Here is a 22384-nt window from a genome sequence, read left to right on the forward strand (position 1 = left end):
CCCCGGAACCGGGGCGCCCCTTCGTCGTACGGTCGGAAGCCGTGCCGCTAGAACTTGTTGCGGGGCGTGATGCCCAGGCTCATGCCCGAGAGGCCGCGCTGACGGCCGCCCAGCTTGCCGGCGATGGCGCGCAGGGCGGCGCCCGCCGGGGAGTCGGGGTCGGACAGGACGACCGGCTTGCCGTCGTCGCCGCCCTCGCGGAGCCGCACGTCGATCGGGATCGAGCCGAGGACCGGGACCGTCGCGCCCGTGGTCTGCGTCAGGCCGTCCGCGACCTTCTGGCCGCCGCCGGTGCCGAACACGTCGACCATCTCGTCGCAGTGCGGACAGGGCAGGCCCGCCATGTTCTCGACGACGCCGACGATCTTCTGGTGGGTCTGGACGGCGATCGAGCCGGCCCGCTCGGCGACCTCGGCGGCGGCCTGCTGCGGGGTGGTGACGACGAGGATCTCCGCGTTCGGCACCAGCTGCGCGACCGAGATCGCGATGTCGCCGGTGCCCGGGGGCAGGTCGAGCAGCAGGACGTCCAGGTCGCCCCAGTACACGTCCGCGAGGAACTGCTGGAGCGCGCGGTGCAGCATCGGGCCGCGCCACACGACCGGGGCGTTGCCCGGGGTGAACATGCCGATGGAGATGACCTTCACGCCGTTCGCGGACGGCGGCATGATCATGTTCTCGACCTGGGTCGGACGGCCGTCCGCACCCAGCATCCGCGGCACGCTGTGGCCGTAGATGTCGGCGTCGACGACACCGACCTTCAGACCGTCGGCGGCCATCGCCGCGGCCAGGTTCACGGTGACGGACGACTTGCCGACACCGCCCTTGCCGGAGGCCACCGCGTACACCCGGGTCAGCGAGCCGGGCTTCGCGAACGGCACCTCGCGCTCGGCGCCCGTGCCGCGCAGCGCCGCGGCCAGCTCCTTGCGCTGTTCGTCGCTCATCACGTCGAGCGAGACCTCGACGCCGGTGACACCCTCGACCTTGGAGACGGCCTCGGTCACGCGCTGCGTGATGGTGTCGCGCATCGGGCAGCCGGAGACCGTCAGGTAGACCGTGACGGCGACCCTGCCGTCCGGTTCGATCTCCACCGACTTGACCATGCCGAGCTCAGTGATCGGCTTGTTGATCTCAGGGTCGTTCACCGTCGCCAGTGCTGCGAGCACCGCGTCTTCCGTAGCCATACCGACGATGGTACGGCGCCGACCACCGGCCCATGAAAGCCCTGTCAACGGTCGGGTACGTCACTTCCGCGACCGTCGGCCGACGGGAATAGATCCCGGCGCTCCTCCAGCTCCTTGATCAGGTCATGGAGCTCCGACCGGATCCAGTCACGGGTCGCGACCTCGCCGAGGCCCATCCGCAGCGCCGCGATCTCCCGCGTCAGGTACTCGGTGTCCGCGATCGACCGCTCGTTCTGCTTCCGGTCCTGCTCCAGATTGACCCGGTCCCGGTCGTCCTGCCGGTTCTGGGCGAGCAGGATCAGCGGCGCCGCGTACGAGGCCTGCAGGGACAGCGCGAGCGTCAGGAAGATGAAGGGGTACTCGTCGAACCGCAGCGGCAACGGCGCGAAGACGTTCCACCCGATCCAGACGACGACCGTCAGGGTCATCCAGACCAGGAAGCGCCCCGTCCCCAGGAAGCGGGCGATCCGCTCCGAGAGCCGTCCGAACGCCTCGGGGTCGTACTCCGGCAGCAGCCTGGCCCGCCGCTCGCGCGGCAGATCGAGCCGGATGCGGGGCGACGGCCGCTCGCGGTCCCGCTCCCGTTCCCGCTCGCGGTCCCGGTCCTGCGTCCGCTCAGCGGCCATGCGGGGCCCCCTCATCGTGGAACTCGGTCTCCCGCCAGTCCTCCGGCAGCAGGTGGTCGAGCACGTCGTCGACGGTGACCGCGCCGAGCAGCGAGCCGCTCTCGTCGACCACCGGCGCCGCCACCATGTTGTACGCGGCGAGGTAGCTGGTCACGGCCGGCAGCGGGGTGTCCGGGCCGAGCGGCGGCAGATCGCTGTCCACCAGCGAGCTCACCAGGGTGAACGGCGGGTCGCGGAGCAGCCGCTGGAAGTGCACCGTGCCCAGGTACTTGCCGGTCGGCGTCTCGTCCGGCGGCCGGCACACGTACACCTGCGCCGCGAGCGCCGGCGACAGGTCCTGCTGCCGGACCCGGGCCAGCGCGTCCGCCACGGTCGCGTCGGGACGCAGCACGATCGGCTCGGTCGTCATCAGACCGCCCGCCGTGCGCTCCTCGTACGCCAGGAGCCGACGCACGTCGGCGGCGTCGTCCGGCTGCATCAGGGTGAGCAGCCGCTCCTGGTCCTCCTCCGGCAGCTCGGACAGCAGGTCGGCAGCGTCGTCCGGGTCCATCGCCTCCAGGACGTCGGCCGCGCGCTCCTCCTTCAGCTTGCCGATGATCTCGACCTGGTCGTCCTCGGGCAGCTCTTCGAGGACGTCGGCGAGCCGGTCGTCGTCGAGGGCCGCCGCGACCTCGACACGCCGCTTCGGCGAGAGGTGGTGCAGCGCGTTGGCCAGGTCGGCGGGGCGCAGCTTCTCGAAGGTGGCGACCAGGCTCTCGGCGCCCTGCCCGTGCTCCTCCAGGGAGAAGCCGGTGACGGCGGACCACTCGACGGTCAGCGTCTCGCCCTTGCGGCTCAGCACCCCGCCCTTGCCCTTGCGGACGAAGACCTTGTCGATCTCCCAGTCGCGGCGGGCGGGCAGCTGCTGGATGGCGACGTCGAGGACGGTGACCTCCTCGCCCTCCTGCCCGTCGCTCCCGACGAGACGGACGCGCCGGTCGAGGAGCTCGCCCAGGACGAGCCGCTCGGTGGGGCGCCGCTCGAAGCGGCGCATGTTGACCACGCCGGTGGTGATGACCTGACCCGACTGGACGCCCGTGATCCGGGTCATCGGCACGAAGACCCGGCGGCGGCTCAGCACCTCCACGACCATGCCGAGCAGCCGGGGCGGCCTGCGGCCCACCCGCAGCATGGCCACCAGGTCGCTGACGCGGCCGACCTGGTCGCCGACGGGGTCGAAGACGGGGACCCCCGCGAGATGGGAGACGAAGATCCGGGGGGCGCCTGCCGCCATGCCACGCGCCTCCTCGGTGCCGCACGAATCGAGTCGTCGCAGAGCTTTGCCGGTGATTGCAGAGCTTTGCCGGGTTCAGGCTAGCCCGTGCCGTTCCGGCCCGCCCCGGCAGTGCCTCCGTACGGCTGCCTGCGGGGTCCTTCACCTGGCCCGGGTACGCTGCGGTCTGCCGTCCCCCCATCGGCCCCCGCACCGGACCCGGCCGTTCCGCCCGGTCGGGAGCGCGGCCGCCCGGCGGCACCCCGTACGGGCCAGGGCCCGTCGCCCCCCACGAAACGAGAGGCAGCGCAGATGACCGTCCGCACCCCGTCATCGCGTATCCGCAGGGCGGTCACGCCCCTGGCGCTCTGCGCCGGACTGACGGTGGGACTCACGGCCTGCGCGGCCGATCCGGACGAGGGGACGAACGGGGTCGGGAAGCTCACCGCTCCCGAGATCGAGCGCAAGGCGCAGGCGGCGGCGGACACGGCCAAGGCGGTGCGCCTGTCCGGCACGCTGGTCAGCAAGGGCGGCACCTTCAAGCTGAACATGCGCCTGAAGCAGGACGGCGCGACCGGCTCGGTGACCACGAAGAACAGCACCTTCGAGCTGCTGCGCGTCGGCGACGCCCTCTACCTGAAGGCCGACGCGGGCTTCTGGGCCCATGACGACAAGGCGTCCGAGGCGCCCACGGAGGCGGACACCGAGGCCGCCGACAAGCTCGACGACATGTACGTGAAGGTGCCCCAGGGCGACCCCTCGTACAAGCAGCTGCGCGGCTTCACCGACATGGGCCCGCTCCTCGACGGCCTGATCGCCCTCCACGGCGGGGCCGTCAAGGGCGACCGCGACCAGATCGGCGGCGTCCGCACGGTCAAGGTCAAGGGCGGCGAGGACGGCGAGGGCGGCACCCTCGACGTGGCCCTCGAAGGCTCTCCCTACCCCCTCCAGTTCGCGCGGGGCGGCGGCGCGGGCATCGTCGTGCTCTCCGAATGGAACCGCGACTTCCCCCTCGCCGAGCCGTCGACGGAGGAGACCCTCGACTACGGCAAGCAGCTGCCCCGGACCTAGGGCCTGTCTTGTCGATCAGGCGGGCTCGCGGGGCCCGGCCTGATCGACAAGACGCCCCCTAACGCCGCTTCCGGCCGAACAGCAGCTTCGGCAGGGCCGCCGGTACCGGGCGGCGGGTGATCGCCTCGGTCGGTAGCGGGACGGCGGCCAGGGAGCCGTCCGGCAGGTCCGTCGTCGAGGCGTGCGGGTCGAGCCGCAGCACCCGGCACTCGCGCGCCCAGCGGGCCGGCATCGCCTCGCCGTCGGGCGCGTTGAGCCGCTTGCCCTTCAGCTCGGCGACGGCCGCCTCCCACGCCTCGCTGCCGGGGGCGAGCTCGCGCACCGTGGCGGTCCAGGCGACGAGCCGGCCGCCCTTGTCCTTGCTGCGCACGGTCACCTCGGCCGTACCGCCGTCGGTCAGGCCGGGGAGCGGCTGCTCGCCGGGCCCGTCGCCCACGACGTGCGCGGCGCCGTCGTGCCAGACGTGCCAGAGCGCGCGGGCGGGGCCGGTGCCCCGGACCCAGACGAGGCCGGACTTCTTGGTGGCCTCCTCGACGAGGGCGCCGGTGAGCAGCATGTCGGTCATGGCCGAAGCCTATCTAGAGCCAGCCGTTGCGCTTGAGGGTGCGGTGGATGGTGAAGCAGATGGCGATGATGCCGGTGAGCACCATCGGGTAGCCGTACTTCCAGTGCAGTTCGGGCATGTGGTCGAAGTTCATGCCGTACACGCCGCAGACGGCGGTGGGGACGGCGACGATCGCGGCCCACGAGGTGATCTTGCGCATGTCCTCGTTCTGCGCGACGGTCGCCTGCGCCAGGTTGGCCTGGAGGATCGAGTTGAGGAGCTCGTCGAAGCCGACGACCTGCTCCTGGACGCGGGCGAGGTGGTCGGCGACGTCGCGGAAGTACTTCTGGATGTCGGGGTCGACCAGCCGCATGGGCCGCTCGCTGAGCAGCTGCATGGGGCGCAGGAGCGGGGTGACGGCCCGCTTGAACTCCAGGACCTCGCGCTTGAGCTGGTAGATCCGGCCGGTGTCCGTGCCGCGGGTGGAGCCCTTCGCGGCGGGCGAGAAGACGTCGATCTCGAGCTGGTCGATGTCCAGTTCGACGGCGTCGGCGACCGCGATGTAGCCGTCGACGACGTGGTCGGCGATGGCGTGGAGCACGGCCGAGGGGCCCTTGGCGAGGAGTTCGGGCTCGCCCTGGAGGCGGTGGCGGAGGTTGCGGAGGGAGCCCTGGCCGCCGTGCCGGACGGTGATGACGAAGTCGGGGCCGGTGAAGCACATGACCTCGCCGGTCTCGACGACCTCGCTGGTCGCGGTGAGTTCGGCGTGCTCGACGTAGTGGATGGTCTTGAAGACGGTGAAGAGGGTGTCGTCGTACCGCTCCAGCTTGGGCCGCTGGTGGGCGTGGACGGCGTCCTCGACGGCGAGCGGGTGCAGCCCGAACTCGGCCGCGATTCCGGCGAATTCGGCCTCGGTCGGCTCGTGGAGGCCGATCCAGGCGAAGCCGCCGCTCTCCCGTACCTGGCGCATCGCGCCGCGCGGCGTGAGGCACTCGCGGTCGTCGACCCGGCGCCCGTCGCGGTAGACGGCGCAGTCGACCACGGCGCTGGAGGCCGAGTGGTCGCGGGTGGGGTCGTACGAGGTGTACGTGGTGGGGGTCTTGCGCAGGGTGTGCCGCAGGCTCGGGCGGACGGCTGCGGTGAGGTCGCGGATCATCGACATGGGCGTGCTCCTTCACGGATCGGCCGTCGGCGCGGAGCGTGGCACAGCCCGGAATGGGGACGGAGAGGTACGTCGTCCACAAAGCGGGCGGCACCGGAGAGGCGCGTTGACGGCGGTCGCTACAGACAGGGAAAGGCGAAGTGCTCTTCCGTCGTGCGAGATGCCGGAGGGGCGGGTCCGTGCCGGACCCGGACGTCACCGGAGGGAGCGCACCTGGCGGGGGTGCGGAGCGGCGGAAGAGCTGCTGGTACTGCCCGATCGACTTCGGTCCATCGCAGTCCCACCTCCTCCGGCCGGTCCCCTGTCGGGGATGACGTGTGACGAGCAGTCGGGAATCCCGACCAGTGGCCAACACTATCAGCCGACAGAGGGTCAATCCCTTCCTTTGCCCGTTCCATACGCGATCTATGCTCCCTCCATGGCAGAAGTTCTTGCACTGGTCGAGGCCCGGCTGCGGACGGCGCTCGGAGAACCGGACGCGCGGGCCGCGGTGACGTTTCTCGGGACGGACCGGATCGAGGTGCTCCGGTTCATCGACGGCGATCTCGTGCGGTACGCGACCCTCGGCATGTCCGCGCAGCCGATGGCCGACCCGACCGCCGCGCTCGCCGACCCCGTGAAGGGTCCGCGCGCGGAACTCGTCCTCACCGTGCGGGCCGGGCTCGCCGACACCGACAAGGTGCTGCGGCCGCTCGCCGTGCTCGCCTCCACCCCGCAGGTCGAGGGCGTCGTCGTGGCCCCCGGCGCCTCGCTCGACGTCGGCGACCCGCTCTGGCCCGGCGCCGCCTTCAGCTCCGTCCTGGTCGCCGAGTCCGGCGGCCTCGTGGAGGACCTGGAGCTCGACGACCCGATGGACCCGGTCCGCTTCCTGCCGCTGCTCCCGATGACCCCGAACGAGGCCGCCTGGAAGCGGGTCCACGGGGCGCAGGCCCTGGAGGAGCGCTGGCTGGCCAAGGGGACGGACCTGCGCGATCCGCTGCGCGGATCCGTGAACCTGGACTGAGGCCCGCGGCCCCCGACCCCCGCCCGTCCCGTCCGAATCGACCGTTACCAGGGTGTATGTCGACCGAGGGTGAACGGCCCGGGCCGGACGGGTGATCGTCCGTTGACGTCCTTGACGCGGGGCGGAAGAGCTAGGACCGTTGAGCCCTATGAGGGGCGAACCCAGTTGTCCGAAGTGCGGTGGCCGGGTCAGGGCGCCCGGTCTCTTCGCCGACTCCTGGCAGTGTGACGTGCACGGCTCGGTGTACCCGCTCCAGCCCGTGATCCCGCCCAGCGTCGAGGCGCTCGGTGTCGTGGTGAACCGGTCCCAAGTCCCGGTGTGGATGCCGTGGCCCCTTCCCGTCGGCTGGCTCTTCACCGGGGTCGCGTACGCCGGGGACGACCGCAGCGGCGGTCGCGCGACCGCCGTCGCGTGCTCGGGGCCCGGACCCCTCGGCGGGATCGGCGAGCTGGTCCTCGTCGCCGAGGAGCTCGGCGTCGGCCTCGGCGCCCGGTACGCCGGCATCGACGGGCCGGACCCCGGCCCCGGCATGTCCATCGACAAGCCGCCCCAGACGAAGGTGCTGGCCGCCGGCCGTCCCACCCCGCTCTGGCACGTCAACGGCGCCCCGCACGACCGCGCGGTCTTCGCGGGCGAGGCGCGCGGCATGTGGCTGTGGGCCATCGTCTGGCCCGAGCAGTCCGGCCTCCTCATGTACGACGAGCTCGTCCTGACGGACCTGCGCGACGCCGGCGCCGAAGTCGAACTCCTGCCGTGCGGCGCCCTCACCCCGAGGCTCCTCGGCTAGCCACCGGCCGGGTCCGCGGCTTGCCCCCTTGGGTCGGTCCGCAACCCGGTGTCGGCCCGGTTCGCGCCCGGGGAGGGCGTCTGACGTTCCGTACGGGCGTGTTCGATTCGCCCGTTATGCTGGAGCGTCCCTCGTCCGTGCCGAGCCCCCGGAGTACCGCGTCGTGCGCATCGATCTGCACACCCACTCCACGGCGTCCGACGGCACGGACTCGCCGGCGGAGCTCGTACGGAACGCGGCCGCGGCCGGGCTCGACGTCGTCGCGCTGACGGACCACGACACCACCCGCGGCCACGCCGAGGCGATCGAGGCACTGCCCGAGGGGCTGACGCTGGTCACCGGGGCCGAGCTGTCCTGCCGTGTCGACGGGATCAGCCTGCACATGCTGGCGTACCTCTTCGACCCGACGGAGCCCGCGCTCCTCGCCGAGCGCGAGCTCGTCCGGGACGATCGGGTGCCGCGGGCCCGCGCCATGGTCGGCAAGCTCCAGGAGCTCGGCGTCCCCGTCACCTGGGAGCAGGTCGCCCGGATCGCCGGCGACGGCTCCGTGGGCCGCCCGCACGTCGCCGAGGCGCTCGTCGAGCTCGGCGTCGTACCGGACGTGTCGGGGGCGTTCACGCCCGAGTGGCTCGCCGACGGCGGCCGGGCGTACGTCGGGAAGCACGAGCTCGACCCGATCGACGCGATCCGCCTGGTCAAGGCTGCCGGCGGGGTCACCGTCTTCGCGCACCCGCTCGCCGTCAAGCGCGGCCAGGTGCTGCCCGAGGCCTCGATAGCCCGGCTCGCCGAGGCCGGACTCGACGGCATCGAGGTCGACCACATGGACCACGACGAGGCGACGCGCGCGCGGCTGCGCGGGCTCGCGAAGGAACTCGGGCTGCTGACCACGGGCTCCAGCGACTACCACGGCAGCCGCAAGACCTGCCGCCTCGGCGAGTACACCACCGACCCCGAGATCTACGGCGAGATCACCCGCCGTGCGGCGGGGGCCTTCCCGGTCCCCGGCGCGGGCGGATCCCGCTAAGAGGGCCGTACGCCCCGGGCCGTTCCGGCCCCCCTTCCGCCGCTCCCCCGTGACGGCGGCCGGCCGTCGCGCCCGCCGCCTCCCGGGCGGGTGCGCGCGCCCCGACTTCACCCCGCGCCGCCGTACGGCTCCGTGCCGTGCTCCGGTGGCGCTTCTCCTGCCCTGCTTCCGGAATCCCACGTTCCGCAGTGCAGGGACACCCCACTGTTCGACCTCTCCCGCAAGGCACCCCACCGTGTTCGACGTCGCCGTCTTCGGCTCGCTGTTCCTGACCCTCTTCGTGATCATGGATCCCCCCGGGATCACCCCGATCTTCCTCGCCCTCACCTCCGGCCGCCCGGCCAAGGTGCAGCGCCGGATGGCCTGGCAGGCCGTCACGGTGGCCTTCGGCGTCATCACCGTCTTCGGCCTGCTCGGGCAGCAGATCCTGGACTACCTGCACGTCTCCGTCCCCGCGCTGATGATCGCGGGCGGTCTCCTGCTGCTGCTCATCGCGCTCGACCTGCTCACCGGCAAGACGGACGAGCCGAAGCAGACCAAGGACGTGAACGTCGCCCTGGTGCCGCTCGGCATGCCGCTGCTCGCCGGTCCCGGCGCGATCGTCTCGGTCATCCTGGCCGTGCAGAACGCCGACAGCGTCGCCTCGCAGGTCTCCGTCTGGACCGCCATCGCCGCCATGCACGTCGTGCTGTGGCTGACCATGCGCTACTCGCTGGTGATCATCCGGGTCATCAAGGACGGCGGCGTCGTCCTGGTGACGCGGCTCGCGGGCATGATGCTCTCCGCCATCGCCGTGCAGCAGATCATCAACGGCGTCACCCAGGTGATCCAGAACGCCTGACCGGCGGCCGGGGCGGGTGCCCCGGACGCCACTGCGCCCCCGTACGGATTCCGCTCTTGCGAAGTCCGTGCGGGGGCGCGGTGCGTGGTGTGGACCGGGCCTGTTACGAGGCCGAGGTCTCGGCGGGGCGGATCCAGATGCGCTGGCCGATCGCGGCGGCCTGCTGCACGATCCGATTGACGGAGGCGGCGTCCACGACGGTCCGGTCGACGGGCGTGCCGTCGATGTCGTCGAGTCGCAGGATTTCGAAGCGCATGGGCTTCTCCCTTCGTCTGAGTTGATCCTCCTGATGGAGAACTGTCGTACACAGGGATCCAACGAGGTGCACCCTGCAAACATTCCTTACGCTAAGGAAAATTTTCGGATTGCTAACTACTGGCGGGTAAGAGGGTGTGGCGGCCGCGCCCCGACCGGCGGACAATGAGCCCCGTATGAACGACGCAGAGACCACTCAGGTGACCGAGACGACCGCCCGCCTGCGCGAACTCGACGCGCGCCTGGAGCGCACCAACGAGCTGCTTCAGCGGATGCTGGCCGAGGTGGCCAAAACCCCTTCCACCCACGCCATCTTCGTCGACGCGGGTTACGTCCATGCTGCGGCCGGGTTGCTTGTGGCGGGCACCGAGGACCGACGCTCCTTCGACCTCGACGCGGAAGGCCTCATCGAGGCCTTCATCGACAAGGCCCGCACGATCTTCGCGGACAGCAGACTGCTCCGCGTCTACTGGTACGACGGGGCCAGACGCCGCATCCACACCCCCGAGCAGCAGGCCATCGCCGAACTGCCCGACGTCAAGGTCCGCCTCGGCAACCTCAACGCCAACAACCAGCAGAAGGGCGTCGACTCCCTCATCCGCACGGACCTGGAGTCCCTCGCCCGCCACCGCGCCATCAGCGACGCCGCCCTCGTCGGCGGCGACGAGGACCTCGTCTCGGCCGTCGAGGCGGCCCAGGGGTACGGCGCGCGCGTCCACCTCTGGGGCATCGAGGCCGCCGAGGGACGCAACCAGGCCGAGGCGCTCCTCTGGGAGGTCGACAGCCAGCGCACCTTCGAGCTGGACTTCTGCCGCCCGTACGTCACCCGCCGCCCGGTCACCACGTACGAGAACGAGGGCGAGCCGCCGCCCTCCCGCGAGGAGGTCCGGTTCGTCGGCGCCCAGATCGCCGCGACCTGGCTCGGCGAACGGGGCCGGGACCGGCTCGCCGAGCTCCTGCCCAGCGCGCCCTACCTGCCGGGACCGGTCGACCAGGACCTGCTCGTCGAGGCGGAGCGCCTGCTCAGCCGCTCCCTGCGGGGGCACGCCTCGCTCCGGCGCGCCCTGCGGGACGGCTTCTGGCAGCACCTCAAGGCGCAGTACTGACCTCGGCGGCGGGGGCGCCCCCGGCGGGCGCGTCCGACCGCTCCCAGAAGGCGGCGAGGCGGTCGGTCAGCTCCTGCGGGTGCGACACGTTGGGGGAGTGGCCGGCGCCCGCCACCACCGTGTGGTGCGCGCCCGTGCGGGCCGCCGTCGCCGACAGGTCCGCCGGGGGCCAGACCGGCTCGTCCGCCCCGTACGCGATGTGCAGCGGCATCCGGAGCCGGGTCAGCTCCTCGGTGCCGTCCTGACCGTTCACCAACAGCCGTCCGGCTCCGGCGAGTTGGGCGACCCGGGTCCGCATCCAACGCCGCCGCAGGAACTCCGTCAGCTCCGGCGCGTCCGCCGCGCCCGGCTCCTCGCCGCGGGTTTCGAGGCGGCACATCGCCTGCCACACGCGCTCCTTCGGGAGCAGTGCCAGGGCCCCGCGCAGCACCCGCACCCGGATCCGCTGCGGCCGGGCGACCGGGCCCGGGCCCGAGGACAGCAGGGTCAGGGAGCGGAAGGCGTCCGGGGCCAGCGCCGCCGCAGCCCGCGCGACCAGGCCGCCGAACGAGTGGCCGACCAGGTGGACGGGCCCGTCGCCGAGGGCCGCCGCCTGCGCCACCGCGTCCAGCGCGAGCGCCCTGCGGCGGTACGCCCTCCGGCCCCGCGGGCCCGGGCTCTCGTGCTGGCCCCGCCCGTCGACGGCCACGGCCCGGTACCCGGCCTCGCCCAGCGGCCCGAGCAGGGCCAGGAAGTCCTCCTTGCTGCCCGTGAACCCCGGCAGCAGCAGTACCGTCCCCCGCCGCTCGCCCGCCGGCGCCGCGTCGAGCACGGCGAAGTCGCCGCGCGCGGTGACCAGCCGCCGGGCGCGGGTGCGGGGCGGCAGTGCGAGGGAACGGGGCTTGCTCATATCTGGACTGTAGCGGCGCGGGGGGAAGGCGGCCGCGCGGGCCGTACGGGGCCGTGACACGGCCGTGCGGCCCGGTCCCAGGGGAGGGACCGGGCCGCACGGGTGTGACGGGCGGGGCGGGGATCAGCCCTCGGGCTGGGCCGCCGCCTTCTTCGTGGTGCGACGGCGCGGAGCCTTGGGGGCCTCCTCAGCCGCCGGTGCCTCGGCCTCGGCAGCTGCGGCCTTCTTCGTCGTACGGCGGCGCGTCGGCGCCTTCGGCTCGGAGGCGTCGGGCGCCTCGGCGACGACCGCCTTCTTCGCCGCGCGGCGACGGGGAGCCTTGGGGGCCTCCTCGGCGACCGGCACCTCGACCACGGCCTCCGTGACGGCCGCCTTCTTGGCCGTACGGCGGCGCGGGGCGGCCTTCGGCGCCTCCTCGACGACCGGCTCGACTGCGACGGCCTCGGCCACGGGGGCCTCGGTGGTCGCAGGGGAGCCGGCGGCCTTGCGGGCGGTGCGGCGGGCGCGCGGGGCCTTGGGGGCTTCCTCGACGACCGCTTCGGCGACGGGCTCGGTGGTGACGGCTTCGACCACGGGGGTCTCGGCCGTGACCGGGGAGCCGGCGGGCCTGCGGGCCGTGCGACGACCGCGCGGGGCCTTGGGGGCCTCGACGACCGGCTCGGCGACCGGCTCGGCGGCGGGGGCCTCGACCACGGGGGCCTCGGCGACCGGAGTCTCGACGACCGGGGCGTTGGTGGCCGGGCGGACCGCACGGCGGCGACGCGGGGCGGGGACCTCGGCCGTGACCGCGGGAGCCTCGGCCTTGGGGGCCTCGACGACCGGGGCGGCGGCCTGCTGGACGACCTGCTCGGCGACCGGGGATCCGGTGGCCTTCCGGGTCGCCCGGCGGCGCGGGGCCCGCTTCGGCTCCTCGACCGCGGGGGTCTCGGCGACCGGGGCCTCGACGACGGCCGGAGCGGCGGCGCGCAGGGCGGCCGCGGCGGTCTCGACGGTCTGGAACGAACCGGTGTCCTCGACCGGCCGGGCCACGCGGGGACGACGGCGGCGCGGGGCCGGAGTCGACTCCGGAGCGGCCGGAGCCTGGGCGACGGGCGCGGCCGTCACGGGCGTCTGGCGGGGCGTGCGGCTACGGCGACGGGGAGCCTTCGGCTCCTCCGCCGGGGCCGCGGCGGCCGGGGCCTGAACGGCCTCCGCCACGGGAGCGGCCTTGGCCACCGGAGCAGCCTGGGCGACCGGAGCAGCCTGAGCGGCCTGGACGACCGGAGCGGCCTGGGCGACCGGAGCAGCCTGGGCGACCGGAGCAGCCTGAGCGGCCTGGACGACCGGAGCGGCCTTGGCCACCGGAGCAGCCTGGGTCGCCTGAGCGGCCTGGGCCACCGGAGCGGCGCCCGGGGCGCCGACGCGGGTGCGACGGCGGCGGCGCGGGGTGCGGGGGCCGGACTCGGTCCGGGCCTCGCCCGTGGTGGTGCCCGCCTCGACGGCCGGGGCCGCCGACGCCGGGGCGGTCGAGATCGGGGCGGTCGAGACCGGGGCGTCGTCCGAGGCGCCGCCACGGGTGCGCCGGCGCTGACGCGGGGTCCGCGTGCGCTCCGGACGCTCCTCGGTCCGCTCGGCCGGCTTCGGGCCGCGCGCACGGCGTCCGCCGGGCTCGCCCAGGTCCTCGAGCTCCTCCGCGCCCAGACCCGCGCGGGTCCGCTCGGCGCGGGGCAGGACGCCCTTGGTGCCCGCCGGGATGTCCAGCTCCTCGAAGAGGTGCGGGGAGCTGGAGTACGTCTCGACCGGCTCGTGGAAGTCGAGGCCGAGCGCCTTGTTGATGAGCTGCCAGCGCGGGATGTCGTCCCAGTCGACCAGCGTCACCGCGGTGCCCTTGGCACCCGCGCGGCCGGTGCGGCCGACGCGGTGGAGGAACGTCTTCTCGTCCTCCGGCGACTGGTAGTTGATGACGTGGGTGACGCCCTCGACGTCGATGCCGCGGGCGGCGACGTCGGTGCAGACGAGCACGTCGACCTTGCCGTTGCGGAACGCGCGCAGCGCCTGCTCGCGGGCGCCCTGGCCGAGGTCGCCGTGGACGGCGCCGGAGGCGAAGCCGCGCCGCTCCAGCTGCTCGGCGATGTCGGCCGCCGTGCGCTTGGTGCGGCAGAAGATCATCGCGAGCCCGCGGCCGTTGGCCTGCAGGATGCGGGAGACCATCTCCGGCTTGTCCATCGAGTGCGCGCGGAACACGTGCTGCTTGATGTTGGCGACGGTCACGCCCTCGCCGTCGGGCGAGGTGGCGCGGATGTGCGTCGGCTGCGACATGTAGCGGCGGGCGAGACCGATGACCGCGCCCGGCATGGTGGCCGAGAACAGCATCGTCTGGCGCTTCGCCGGAAGCATGTTCATGATCTTCTCGACGTCGGGCAGGAAGCCCAGGTCGAGCATCTCGTCGGCCTCGTCGAGGACGAGGACCTTCACGTGCGACAGGTCGAGCTTGCGCTGGCCGGCCAGGTCGAGCAGGCGGCCGGGGGTGCCGACGACGACGTCGACGCCCTTCTTCAGCGCCTCGACCTGGGGCTCGTACGCCCGGCCGCCGTAGATGGCGAGCACGCGGACGTTGCGGACCTTGCCGGCGGTCAGGAGGTCGTTGGTGACCTGCTGGCACAGCTCGCGGGTCGGAACGACGACGAGGGCCTGCGGGGCGTCGGTCAGCTGCTCGGGCTTCGCCCGGCCGACCTCGACGTCCATGGGGACGGTCACGCGCTCCAGGATCGGCAGACCGAAGCCGAGGGTCTTGCCGGTGCCGGTCTTGGCCTGGCCGATGACGTCGGTGCCGGTGAGGGCGACCGGGAGGGTCATCTCCTGGATGGGGAACGGGTTGACGATGCCGACGGCCTCAAGGGCCTCGGCCGTCTCAGGGAGGATTCCGAGCTCTCGGAAAGTCGTAGTCAGGGTGCTGCCTCTTCTGTGAGACGCGGCGCGAGGCGAACGAAGGGGGTCGTACCGTGCCGGGATCCTTCCGGCCGGATCGTGGAGATCACTGCCGGGTGGCACGGGACCACTGCCGTCGCTCGAGCGTCGTACCGCTGAGGGTGACCCTTCCGCGGGTCCGCCGGAAGGGCTGTCGGGCCGGAGCCGATCGGGCCACCGACCGGGCATCCTCATTCATGAGTCGGCCCACCGGGTACGTCCGAACGTGCGAAAGCATGTCCGCATACTCAGCAGGCGCTTTATCACTGTACCCCGGATTCGCGCATGTGTGTTGGGAGAAAACGTGATGAGGGCACGGTCACACTGACTGACCAGGGCCTTCCCGGGGACCGCGAGCGGGCTATTGTGCGCTCCATGGAGACGCCTGACAACGCCACACCCACCGGGATCGCCGCCGAGGACTGGGCCACGGCATCCGCCGAGCCGCAGTACCGCGCCGCCGTCATCGACCTCCTCGGCGCCCTCGCCTACGGAGAACTGGCGGCCTTCGAGCGGCTCGCCGAGGACGCCAAGCTGGCGCCCACCCTCGCGGACAAGGCGGAGCTGGCGAAGATGGCCTCGGCCGAGTTCCACCACTTCGAGCAGCTCCGGGACCGTCTCGCGGCCGTCGACGCCGAGCCGACCACGGCCATGGAGCCCTTCGCCAAGGCGCTCGACGACTTCCACCGGCTGACCGCTCCGTCGGACTGGCTGGAGGGCCTGGTCAAGGCGTACGTCGGCGACTCCATCGCGAGCGACTTCTACCGGGAGGTCGCGGCCCGCCTCGACTCCGACACGCGCGCGCTCGTCCTCTCCGTGCTCGACGACACCGGCCACGGCAACTTCGCCGTGGAGAAGGTGCGCGCCGCCATCGACGCCGACCCGCGCGTCGGCGGCCGACTCGCGCTGTGGGCGCGCCGGCTGATGGGCGAGGCGCTCTCGCAGGCGCAGCGCGTGGTCGCCGAGCGCGACGCGCTCTCGACGATGCTGGTCGGCGGCGTGGCGGACGGCTTCGACCTCGCCGAGGTCGGCCGGATGTTCTCCCGGATCACCGAGGCGCACACCAAGCGGATGGCCGCGCTCGGCCTGGCCGCGTAGGACGGCTCCTCAGCCGGTACGACCGACGGGTCGGGCGGCGCTCCTCACGCCGCCGCTGATCGGCGCAGCCTTCGGGCGGCCGGGCGGACGAGCAGCGACAGCAGGACCGCCGCCACCGCCACCGCGCCGATCAGCGTGGCGAGGAAGTGGCCGGGGCCCAGGGCCCCGTGGGTGACGAGCGCGCCGAACACACCGCCGAGCGTGCCGGTGACGAGGACCCTCCCCCGAGCGGGGAGGCGGTCGGCGAGCCGCTGCGCGGCGACCCAGGCCAGGGCGAAACCGAGCAGGGCGGAACCGAGGGCTTCCAGGAACACGGCGGATCACCTCGCGGGGTGCTGCGGGGCGGGTGGTGCGGTCGCAGACCTCCTACCCCCGAGGGTCGGAACGCAATCCTCCCGTACCCCCTGACGTGGCCATACGGGCATACGAGAGGCCCGGCGGCCGACCCGTGCGGCCGGGCGGCGCGGCACGGCACGCGAAAGGCCCGGTGGACCGAGACGGTCCACCGGGCCTTCGTCGAACCCGGGCTCAGAGCGCGCCGAAACCCACGCGGCGGACGGCGGGCTCGCCGAGCTCCACGTACGCGATCTTCTCGGCGGGAACGAGGACCTTGCGGCCCTTCTCGTCCGAGAGGCTGAGCAGCTGCGACGCGCCGGACAGTGCGTCGGCCACCGCGCGTTCCACCTCCTCGGCGGACTGCCCGCTCTCCAGAACGATCTCCCGGGGTGCGTGCTGCACGCCGATCTTGACCTCCACGGCTATGTCCCTCCGAACGGTCAGCGTTGCGCGATTGTTTGCGCCGTACGCTGCACACATTAGCCCGGTGAGGGGACGCGCACGGCGCAGCCGCGGCACGCCAGGAGCGAACAGCGCACGGGAATGCTCAGTGACCCTCGGCGCTCAGCAGGCCGTCCACCGGGTGCAGCGGGAAGCCGGCGATGCCGCGCCAGGCGAGCGAGGTGAGCAGACCGACGGCCTTGTCGCGGGGGATCTTGGACTCGCTGGACAGCCAGTAGCGGGCGACGACCTGCGAGACGCCGCCGAGGCCCACGGCGAGCAGCATCGACTCGTCCTTGGACAGGCCGGTGTCCTCGGCGATGACGTCGGAGATCGCCTCGGCGCACTGCAGGCTGACCCGGTCCACGCGCTCGCGTACGGCGGGCTCGTTGGTCAGGTCGGACTCGAAGACCAGTCGGAAGGCGCCGCCCTCGTCCTCGACGTAGGCGAAGTACGCGTCCATCGTCGCCGCGACACGGAGCTTGTTGTCCGTGGTGGAGGCGAGGGCGGTGCGCACCGCGAGCAGGAGGGCCTCGCAGTGCTGGTCGAGGAGGGCGAGGTACAGCTCCAGCTTCCCGGGGAAGTGCTGGTAGAGCACCGGCTTGCTGACGCCGGCCCGCTCGGCGATGTCGTCCATCGCGGCCGAGTGGTACCCCTGGGCGACGAAGACCTCCTGGGCCGCGCCGAGCAGCTGGTTCCGTCGGGCACGTCGCGGCAGGCGCGTGCCCCGAGGGCGTGCTGCCTCTGTCTGCTCGATGGCGCTCACGCGGCCTCCCAAGAATCGATCCATGCGCGCTGTCGCGCCGCGCCGCCATCGTACTTTTGGGTAACCCGGCTGTGCGCGGTGCGAACGCAGAATTTCACGGACCGGACGTCCGGGTCGACAGTCGATTCAAGATTAAACCGAACAAATCAGCGGTAGTCGTCTTCGTCCAGGGCGACCACGCGCGCTTGTTCGGACGCGTCGGCCTCGTTCGCCGACTCGTGCTCGATATGAGTGACGGGTTCGTCCTCGCGTTGCTGCAGTTCGGTGTGCTGCTCGGCAGCGTCGGCCTCCGGGATTTCCTGCTCCAGCAAGACGACCTCTTCCTCGGCGAATGTGTCCGGCTCGGACGGATCGACAGTCATGCGGTTCCTTCCGGCACGCGGGTCGCGGTCCTCTCCGATGGCCCTCCCTTCGAGCGTAGGAGCACACGCGCCCCGCCGCACACGCACCTGTGACGGCACCCACACGCGGAGCCGCGTGATCGTCTCGTAATATTGCGGCCATGTCGTCGACCGAGCTGCCGGAAAAACGGACCGCCGCCGCACCACCCGCGTCGAGGCCCCGCGCCGTGCGGGTCGCCGACGGCGAGGAGCTCCGCTCCGTCGAGCTGCCCGGACTCACCCTCACCGTGCGCTCCCGGCCGGGCGTCCGTCCCGGCCTGCCGCCCGCGCTGTACGTGCACGGCCTCGGCGGTTCCTCGCAGAACTGGTCCACCCTGATGCCGCTGCTCGCGGACCAGGTGGACGGCGAGGCCGTCGACCTGCCGGGCTTCGGCGACTCCCCGCCGCCCGACGACGGCAACTACTCGGTCACCGGGCACGCCCGCGCGGTCATCCGGCTCCTCGACGCCGGCGGACGCGGCCCCGTCCACCTCTTCGGCAACTCGCTGGGCGGCGCCGTCGCCACCCGCGTCGCCGCCGCCCGGCCCGACCTGGTCCGCACCCTGACGCTCGTCTCCCCGGCGCTGCCCGAGCTGCGCGCCCAGCGCACCGCCTGGCCCACCGTGATGCTCGCGGTGCCGGGCGTCGCCCCGCTCTTCGCGAAGCTCTCCCGGGGCTGGACGCCCGAGCAGCGCGTCCGCGGCGTCCTCTCCCTCTGTTACGGGGACCCCCGCCGGGTCTCCGACGAGGGCTTCCTGCACGCCGTCGAGGAGATGGAGCGGCGCCTGGAGCTCCCCTACTTCTGGGACGCCATGGCCCGCTCGTCGCGCGGCATCGTCGACGCCTACACGCTCGGCGGCCAGCACGGGCTGTGGCGGCAGGCCGAACGCGTCCTCGCCCCGACGCTCCTCGTCTACGGCGGGCGCGACCGGCTGGTCTCGTACCGGATGGCCCGCAAGGCCGCGGCCGCCTTCCGCGGCTCGCGCCTGCTGACCCTCCCCGACGCCGGGCACGTGGCGATGATGGAGTACCCCGAGACGGTCGCCCAGGCCGCGCGGGACCTGATCGCCGACCACGGCAGGAGCTGATCCGGGGCCGTGGGACGACACAGTCGCAAGGGCGGCTCCGCGCCCGCCGCACCCGCCGCCCCTCCGGCGGCCGAGCAGGCGCAGGCGCAGTCCCCGGCACCCGCACCGGGGACGGGACGCCGGCGCAGGGCCCCGGGCGGCGGCCAGGACGCCGCCGGCACGCCGGCCCACGGGACCCCGGCGTACGGCACGCCGGCCCACGGGACGCCCACGTACGGCTACGGCGCGTATTCCGGCGGTGGCCGGGGCGCCGGTGGGTACGGGACCGGTGCGGGCGGAAGCGTCCCGTACGGGACCGGTGCGGGCGGTACCGGTGGTGCCGGTGTCACCTACGGGACCGGCAGCTACGCCGGCGCGGCCTTCGACACCCCGGCGCACGGGACGCCCGGCACCCCGGCGCACGGCATCCCCGCCTACCGGACCCCCGTGCGGGGCGGCCATCCGCAGCACGACGAGGCCTCCGTTCCGGCGCCGACGCCCGCGCCCGGCCCGTACGGAGGTCGCCGCGGCGCCCACCGGGCCACCGCGCCCGCGCCCGAACGGGCCGACGGCCAGGCGCCGTTCGTCCCCGGGCCGCGGCGTGCGGGTGCCGTCGACGCCCCGGAGCCGGAGGGCCCGGCGGGTCGGGGCGGCCTCGGCCGGACCCTCACCGGGGTCGGGGCGGCCGGCGTCGCCACCGTCCTCGCCGTCGTCGTCGCCGGTCAGGTCGCCGACCGGGACACGGCCCCGCCGGTCACCCGCGCCGCCGAGCAGCCGAGCGAGCGGCCGACGGACGACACCTCCGCCTCGCGTTCCGACGACCGGGTCGTCCCGACGACCCCGGCTCCCGCCGTCACCCCGTTGACGTACGAGCAGTTGATGACCCACCGCTTCCCGATCGATCCGAAGCTGAAGGGCTCCGGCGCCTTCGAGGCCGTGCCCGGCTTCGAGAAGGCGCCCGGCAAGGGGCGTCTGATCCGCTACCGGATCGACGTGGAGAAGGGGATCGGCCTCGACTCCAAGCTCTTCGCCGACGCCGTGCAGAAGACCCTGAACGACAAGCGCAGCTGGGCCGGCAACGGCGAGATGAAGTTCGAGCGGATTTCCAGTGGAGAGCCGGAGTTCGTCATCACGCTCGCCAGTCCCGGCACCACCGGGGCCTGGTGCAAGAAGTCCGGTCTCGACACCACGGTCGACAACGTGTCCTGTGACTCCGCCTCCACCGAACGCGTGATGATCAACGCATTCCGCTGGGCGCAGGGATCGGACACCTTCGGACCGAAGGCCATGCACGCCTATCGCCAGATGCTCATCAACCACGAGGTGGGCCACCGGCTCGGGCACAGCCATGTGAGCTGCCGTACGGCCGGTGCGCTCGCGCCCGTGATGCAGCAGCAGACGAAGTCCCTGAAGGTCGACGGGATTCCGTGTCGCCCCAACCCCTGGGTGCATCCCGGAAGTTGACGTTCCGTCCGATCCTGTAGTGATCACATTCCGAGACCCGTGTCTCACTCCGGCCGGGATCCGCGTTGACATCGCTCGCGTGTTCGTCCATATTTCTCGGCATGTCGCACCGTCACGTCGTATCCGATCGCGCCGCCATCGAGCTGGCGCTCATCGGCGTGACCGCACACACCGTGTCCGACATTCTCTGTAGCTGACGCCCGCCCGAGCGTTCGTCGGCTCCTTTTCCTTTCGGTGACACCGACGACTTTCCGCGCCCGGGTTCTCCCTCCCCGCAGGCGCGGCTTTTCGTTTTTGTCGACGTGATGTCCCGGACGACTCCGCTCGCCGTCGCCTGCGTGGAATTCCCCTTTTCCTTCCCGCAGTTCTCCGAGAGGTTTCTCCGATGCGTCAACCGTCCGTCATTTCTCGCCGCGTGGCAGCGGCCGCCGTCGGTGTCGTCCTGGCCTCGGGCGCCGCCGCCTGCGGTCCCGAGGACGCGGGCGCCAAGGGCGGTACCTCCGGCAAGGCCGCGGGCGCCCCGCAGAAGGGCGGCACGCTGACCGTCCTCAACAACGAGGCCCAGAGCGACTTCGACCCGGCCCGGCTCTACACCTCCGGCGGCGGCAACGTCCCCTCCCTCGTCTTCCGTACGCTCACCACCCGCAACCGCGAGGCGGGCGCCGCCGGCACCCAGGTCGTCCCCGACCTCGCCACCGACACCGGCCGCCCCAACAAGGACGCCACGGAGTGGACGTACACGCTGAAGGAGGGCCTGAAGTTCGAGGACGGCACGCCCATCACCAGCGCCGACGTGAAGTACGGCATCGAGCGCTCCTTCGCGGCCGAGCTCTCCGGCGGCGCCCCCTACCTGCGGGACTGGCTGATCGGCGGCGACACGTACCAGGGGTCGTACAAGGACCCCAAGGGCCTCGCCTCGATCGTCACCCCGGACGCCAGGACCATCGTCTTCAAGCTGAAGAAGGCGGAGGGCGAGTTCCCGTTCGTCGCCACCCAGACCCAGTTCGCCCCCGTCCCCAAGGCGAAGGACACCGGCGCGAAGTACGAGGAGCACCCCGTCTCCTCCGGGCCGTACAAGGTCGTCGAGAACAAGAACGACGGCGAGCACCTCGTCCTGGAGCGCAACGAGCACTGGGACCCGAAGACGGACGAGGAGCGCAAGGCCTACCCCGACCGGATCGACGTCAAGTCCGGGCTCGACGAGGCCGTCATCAACCAGCGGCTCGCCACCTCCTCCGGAGCCGACTCCGCCGCCGTCACCACCGACACCAACCTCGGCCCGGCCGAACTCGCCCAGATCGGCTCCGACAAGGCGCTCGCCGCCCGCGTCGGCACCGGCCACTTCGGCTTCACCAACTACATCGCCTTCAACCCCAAGGTGAAGCCCTTCGACAACCCGAAGGTCCGCCAGGCGATCTCGTACGCGGTCAACCGCACCAGCGTCGTCAACGCCGCCGGCGGCTCCGCCCTCGCCGAGCCCGCCACCACCTTCCTGCCCGAGCAGAAGGCCTTCGGCTTCACGCCGTACGACCACTTCCCGGCCGGGAAGACCGGTGACCCCGCGAAGGCCAAGGAGCTGCTCAAGGAAGCCGGCTACCCGAACGGGCTGACCGTCACCCTGCTGCACTCCACCGCCCAGAACCGCGCCACCAGCCCCGAAATCGCCACCGCCGTCCAGGAGGCGCTCGGCAAGGCCGGCATCACCGTCAAGCTCGACGGCCAGGAGCCCAACTCCTTCAACGAGAAGCGCTGGAGCGTCAAGGACGCCCCCGGCTTCTTCCTCTCCCGCTGGGGTGCCGACTGGCCCGCCGGCGGCCCGTTCCTCGCGCCGATCTTCGACGGCCGCCAGATCGTCGCCGACGGCTCCAACTACAACCACGCCCAGCTGAACGACCCCGCGGTCAACCGCGAGATCGACGAGATCAACAAGCTCACCGACCTCAAGGCCGCCGCCGCCCGCTGGGGCGCCCTCGACAGCAAGATCGGCGAGCAGGCGCTCGACGTGCCCCTCTTCCACCCGGTCTACAAGCGGCTCGTCGGCAAGGACATCAAGAACGTCGTCATCAGCGACTGGACCGGCGTCCTCGACATCTCGCAGGTCGCGGTCAAGTGACCACGCCGACCGACACCCCGGCGCCCGTGGCG

The 22384-nt window shown here is 72.6% G+C and carries 23 protein-coding genes; 11 read left to right on the top strand and 12 right to left on the bottom strand.

Annotated elements, in window-relative coordinates; translation table 11 throughout:
- Nucleotides 1-47: 47 nt before the first annotated feature.
- Genes ACFCY7_RS32785 through ACFCY7_RS32795 form a run of 3 tightly spaced genes read right to left on the bottom strand, consistent with a single transcriptional unit; the run spans nt 48 to nt 3080 of the window.
- Nucleotides 48-1181, bottom strand: coding sequence for an Mrp/NBP35 family ATP-binding protein (locus ACFCY7_RS32785; protein WP_376489709.1), 1134 nt, complete (start codon nt 1179-1181; stop codon nt 48-50).
- A 44-nt stretch (nt 1182-1225) separates the two neighbouring features.
- Nucleotides 1226-1807 carry a DUF1003 domain-containing protein gene (locus ACFCY7_RS32790; RefSeq protein WP_376489710.1) on the bottom strand — a complete coding sequence of 194 codons (582 nt, stop codon included), beginning with the start codon at nt 1805-1807 and terminating at the stop codon, nt 1226-1228.
- Entirely contained in the window at nt 1797-3080 is a 1284-nt protein-coding gene (locus ACFCY7_RS32795) for a magnesium transporter MgtE N-terminal domain-containing protein (protein ID WP_376489711.1), read from the bottom strand. Before ACFCY7_RS32795 ends, ACFCY7_RS32790 begins: the two co-directional genes overlap by 11 nt.
- 291 nt (nt 3081-3371) lie before the next feature.
- Here ACFCY7_RS32795 and ACFCY7_RS32800 point away from each other — a divergent pair, with 291 nt between their 5' ends.
- Nucleotides 3372-4130 (top strand): hypothetical protein, encoded by a 759-nt coding sequence (locus tag ACFCY7_RS32800; RefSeq protein WP_376489712.1) that lies wholly within the window; start codon nt 3372-3374, stop codon nt 4128-4130.
- A gap of 58 nt (nt 4131-4188) precedes the next feature.
- On the opposite strand, the gene ACFCY7_RS32805 is transcribed toward ACFCY7_RS32800, so the two are convergent.
- A complete protein-coding gene (locus ACFCY7_RS32805; RefSeq protein WP_376489713.1) occupies nt 4189-4695 on the bottom strand; it encodes a hypothetical protein in 507 nt (168 codons plus the stop codon).
- Nucleotides 4696-4708: 13 nt separating this feature from the next.
- Nucleotides 4709-5836 carry a magnesium and cobalt transport protein CorA gene (locus tag ACFCY7_RS32810; protein WP_376489714.1) on the bottom strand — a complete coding sequence of 376 codons (1128 nt, stop codon included), beginning with the start codon at nt 5834-5836 and terminating at the stop codon, nt 4709-4711.
- Between the two features lie 418 nt (nt 5837-6254).
- On the opposite strand from ACFCY7_RS32810, the gene ACFCY7_RS32815 reads away from it, so the two are divergent.
- The 4 genes from ACFCY7_RS32815 (at nt 6255) to ACFCY7_RS32830 (ending at nt 9491) form a co-directional block, all read left to right on the top strand.
- Entirely contained in the window at nt 6255-6839 is a 585-nt protein-coding gene (locus ACFCY7_RS32815; RefSeq protein ID WP_376489715.1) for a suppressor of fused domain protein, read from the top strand.
- A gap of 148 nt (nt 6840-6987) precedes the next feature.
- Complete coding sequence (locus tag ACFCY7_RS32820) at nt 6988-7626, top strand: DUF6758 family protein (protein WP_376489716.1); 639 nt, start codon at nt 6988-6990, stop codon at nt 7624-7626.
- 163 nt (nt 7627-7789) lie between these two features.
- The gene (locus ACFCY7_RS32825) at nt 7790-8650 is read left to right on the top strand and encodes a PHP domain-containing protein (RefSeq protein ID WP_376489717.1); all 861 of its coding nucleotides are present in this window, start codon (nt 7790-7792) and stop codon (nt 8648-8650) included.
- Nucleotides 8651-8885: 235 nt separating this feature from the next.
- Nucleotides 8886-9491, top strand: a complete 606-nt coding sequence (locus ACFCY7_RS32830) for a MarC family protein (RefSeq protein ID WP_367822475.1) — start codon at nt 8886-8888, stop codon at nt 9489-9491.
- A 103-nt stretch (nt 9492-9594) separates the two neighbouring features.
- On the opposite strand, the gene ACFCY7_RS32835 is transcribed toward ACFCY7_RS32830, so the two are convergent.
- Nucleotides 9595-9747, bottom strand: a complete 153-nt coding sequence (locus tag ACFCY7_RS32835) for a hypothetical protein (RefSeq protein WP_086823662.1) — start codon at nt 9745-9747, stop codon at nt 9595-9597.
- A 175-nt stretch (nt 9748-9922) separates the two neighbouring features.
- Between ACFCY7_RS32835 and ACFCY7_RS32840 the strand changes: the two genes are divergently transcribed.
- The gene (locus ACFCY7_RS32840; protein WP_376489718.1) at nt 9923-10852 is read left to right on the top strand and encodes an NYN domain-containing protein; all 930 of its coding nucleotides are present in this window, start codon (nt 9923-9925) and stop codon (nt 10850-10852) included.
- Here ACFCY7_RS32840 and ACFCY7_RS32845 read toward each other — a convergent pair.
- On the bottom strand, nt 10836-11741 hold the full coding sequence (locus tag ACFCY7_RS32845; RefSeq protein ID WP_376489719.1) for an alpha/beta fold hydrolase: 906 nt from the start codon (nt 11739-11741) through the stop codon (nt 10836-10838). The genes ACFCY7_RS32840 and ACFCY7_RS32845 overlap by 17 nt on opposite strands.
- Before the next feature lie 123 nt (nt 11742-11864).
- Nucleotides 11865-14576 (bottom strand): DEAD/DEAH box helicase, encoded by a 2712-nt coding sequence (locus ACFCY7_RS32850; protein WP_376489720.1) that lies wholly within the window; start codon nt 14574-14576, stop codon nt 11865-11867.
- 486 nt (nt 14577-15062) lie between these two features.
- Here ACFCY7_RS32850 and ACFCY7_RS32855 point away from each other — a divergent pair, with 486 nt between their 5' ends.
- Nucleotides 15063-15785: a ferritin-like fold-containing protein gene (locus ACFCY7_RS32855; protein WP_376489721.1), complete on the top strand. Its 723-nt coding sequence runs from the start codon at nt 15063-15065 to the stop codon at nt 15783-15785.
- A 44-nt stretch (nt 15786-15829) separates the two neighbouring features.
- Here the strand turns inward: ACFCY7_RS32855 and ACFCY7_RS32860 are convergent, their stop codons facing one another.
- The 4 genes from ACFCY7_RS32860 to ACFCY7_RS32875 all read right to left on the bottom strand — a co-directional run bounded on the left by ACFCY7_RS32860 (nt 15830) and on the right by ACFCY7_RS32875 (nt 17690).
- Nucleotides 15830-16099, bottom strand: coding sequence for a hypothetical protein (locus ACFCY7_RS32860; RefSeq protein ID WP_376489722.1), 270 nt, complete (start codon nt 16097-16099; stop codon nt 15830-15832).
- A gap of 214 nt (nt 16100-16313) precedes the next feature.
- Nucleotides 16314-16541, bottom strand: a complete 228-nt coding sequence (locus ACFCY7_RS32865) for a DUF3107 domain-containing protein (RefSeq protein WP_376489723.1) — start codon at nt 16539-16541, stop codon at nt 16314-16316.
- Between the two features lie 127 nt (nt 16542-16668).
- The gene (locus ACFCY7_RS32870) at nt 16669-17328 is read right to left on the bottom strand and encodes a TetR/AcrR family transcriptional regulator (RefSeq protein ID WP_376489724.1); all 660 of its coding nucleotides are present in this window, start codon (nt 17326-17328) and stop codon (nt 16669-16671) included.
- Nucleotides 17329-17474: 146 nt separating this feature from the next.
- Nucleotides 17475-17690, bottom strand: a complete 216-nt coding sequence (locus ACFCY7_RS32875; protein ID WP_376489725.1) for a hypothetical protein — start codon at nt 17688-17690, stop codon at nt 17475-17477.
- A 140-nt stretch (nt 17691-17830) separates the two neighbouring features.
- On the opposite strand from ACFCY7_RS32875, the gene ACFCY7_RS32880 reads away from it, so the two are divergent.
- The 4 genes from ACFCY7_RS32880 to ACFCY7_RS32895 all read left to right on the top strand — a co-directional run bounded on the left by ACFCY7_RS32880 (nt 17831) and on the right by ACFCY7_RS32895 (nt 22352).
- Nucleotides 17831-18796, top strand: a complete 966-nt coding sequence (locus ACFCY7_RS32880; protein WP_376489726.1) for an alpha/beta fold hydrolase — start codon at nt 17831-17833, stop codon at nt 18794-18796.
- A 9-nt stretch (nt 18797-18805) separates the two neighbouring features.
- A complete protein-coding gene (locus ACFCY7_RS32885; RefSeq protein ID WP_376489727.1) occupies nt 18806-20239 on the top strand; it encodes a DUF3152 domain-containing protein in 1434 nt (477 codons plus the stop codon).
- A 101-nt stretch (nt 20240-20340) separates the two neighbouring features.
- The gene (locus tag ACFCY7_RS32890) at nt 20341-20436 is read left to right on the top strand and encodes an Ms4533A family Cys-rich leader peptide (protein WP_324611690.1); all 96 of its coding nucleotides are present in this window, start codon (nt 20341-20343) and stop codon (nt 20434-20436) included.
- Nucleotides 20437-20624: 188 nt separating this feature from the next.
- On the top strand, nt 20625-22352 hold the full coding sequence (locus tag ACFCY7_RS32895; protein WP_376489728.1) for an ABC transporter substrate-binding protein: 1728 nt from the start codon (nt 20625-20627) through the stop codon (nt 22350-22352).
- Nucleotides 22353-22384 lie beyond the last annotated feature (32 nt).

The sequence above is a fragment of the Streptomyces sp. NPDC056361 genome, assembly GCF_042262805.1.
Taxonomy (GTDB): Bacteria; Actinomycetota; Actinomycetes; order Streptomycetales; family Streptomycetaceae; genus Streptomyces.

What these genes read in the sequence shown, in the direction of transcription:
- ACFCY7_RS32785 (WP_376489709.1), bottom strand. Translation starts at nt 1,181, where the DNA reads ATGGCTACGGAAGACGCGGTGCTCGCAGCACTGGCGACGGTGAACGAC.
- ACFCY7_RS32790 (WP_376489710.1), bottom strand. Translation starts at nt 1,807, where the DNA reads ATGGCCGCTGAGCGGACGCAGGACCGGGACCGCGAGCGGGAACGGGAG.
- ACFCY7_RS32795 (WP_376489711.1), bottom strand. Translation starts at nt 3,080, where the DNA reads ATGGCGGCAGGCGCCCCCCGGATCTTCGTCTCCCATCTCGCGGGGGTC.
- ACFCY7_RS32800 (WP_376489712.1), top strand. Translation starts at nt 3,372, where the DNA reads ATGACCGTCCGCACCCCGTCATCGCGTATCCGCAGGGCGGTCACGCCC.
- ACFCY7_RS32805 (WP_376489713.1), bottom strand. Translation starts at nt 4,695, where the DNA reads ATGACCGACATGCTGCTCACCGGCGCCCTCGTCGAGGAGGCCACCAAG.
- ACFCY7_RS32810 (WP_376489714.1), bottom strand. Translation starts at nt 5,836, where the DNA reads ATGTCGATGATCCGCGACCTCACCGCAGCCGTCCGCCCGAGCCTGCGG.
- ACFCY7_RS32815 (WP_376489715.1), top strand. Translation starts at nt 6,255, where the DNA reads ATGGCAGAAGTTCTTGCACTGGTCGAGGCCCGGCTGCGGACGGCGCTC.
- ACFCY7_RS32820 (WP_376489716.1), top strand. Translation starts at nt 6,988, where the DNA reads ATGAGGGGCGAACCCAGTTGTCCGAAGTGCGGTGGCCGGGTCAGGGCG.
- ACFCY7_RS32835 (WP_086823662.1), bottom strand. Translation starts at nt 9,747, where the DNA reads ATGCGCTTCGAAATCCTGCGACTCGACGACATCGACGGCACGCCCGTC.
- ACFCY7_RS32840 (WP_376489718.1), top strand. Translation starts at nt 9,923, where the DNA reads ATGAACGACGCAGAGACCACTCAGGTGACCGAGACGACCGCCCGCCTG.
- ACFCY7_RS32845 (WP_376489719.1), bottom strand. Translation starts at nt 11,741, where the DNA reads ATGAGCAAGCCCCGTTCCCTCGCACTGCCGCCCCGCACCCGCGCCCGG.
- ACFCY7_RS32850 (WP_376489720.1), bottom strand. Translation starts at nt 14,576, where the DNA reads ATGACCCTCCCGGTCGCCCTCACCGGCACCGACGTCATCGGCCAGGCC.
- ACFCY7_RS32855 (WP_376489721.1), top strand. Translation starts at nt 15,063, where the DNA reads ATGGAGACGCCTGACAACGCCACACCCACCGGGATCGCCGCCGAGGAC.
- ACFCY7_RS32875 (WP_376489725.1), bottom strand. Translation starts at nt 17,690, where the DNA reads ATGACTGTCGATCCGTCCGAGCCGGACACATTCGCCGAGGAAGAGGTC.
- ACFCY7_RS32880 (WP_376489726.1), top strand. Translation starts at nt 17,831, where the DNA reads ATGTCGTCGACCGAGCTGCCGGAAAAACGGACCGCCGCCGCACCACCC.
- ACFCY7_RS32890 (WP_324611690.1), top strand. Translation starts at nt 20,341, where the DNA reads ATGTCGCACCGTCACGTCGTATCCGATCGCGCCGCCATCGAGCTGGCG.
- ACFCY7_RS32895 (WP_376489728.1), top strand. Translation starts at nt 20,625, where the DNA reads ATGCGTCAACCGTCCGTCATTTCTCGCCGCGTGGCAGCGGCCGCCGTC.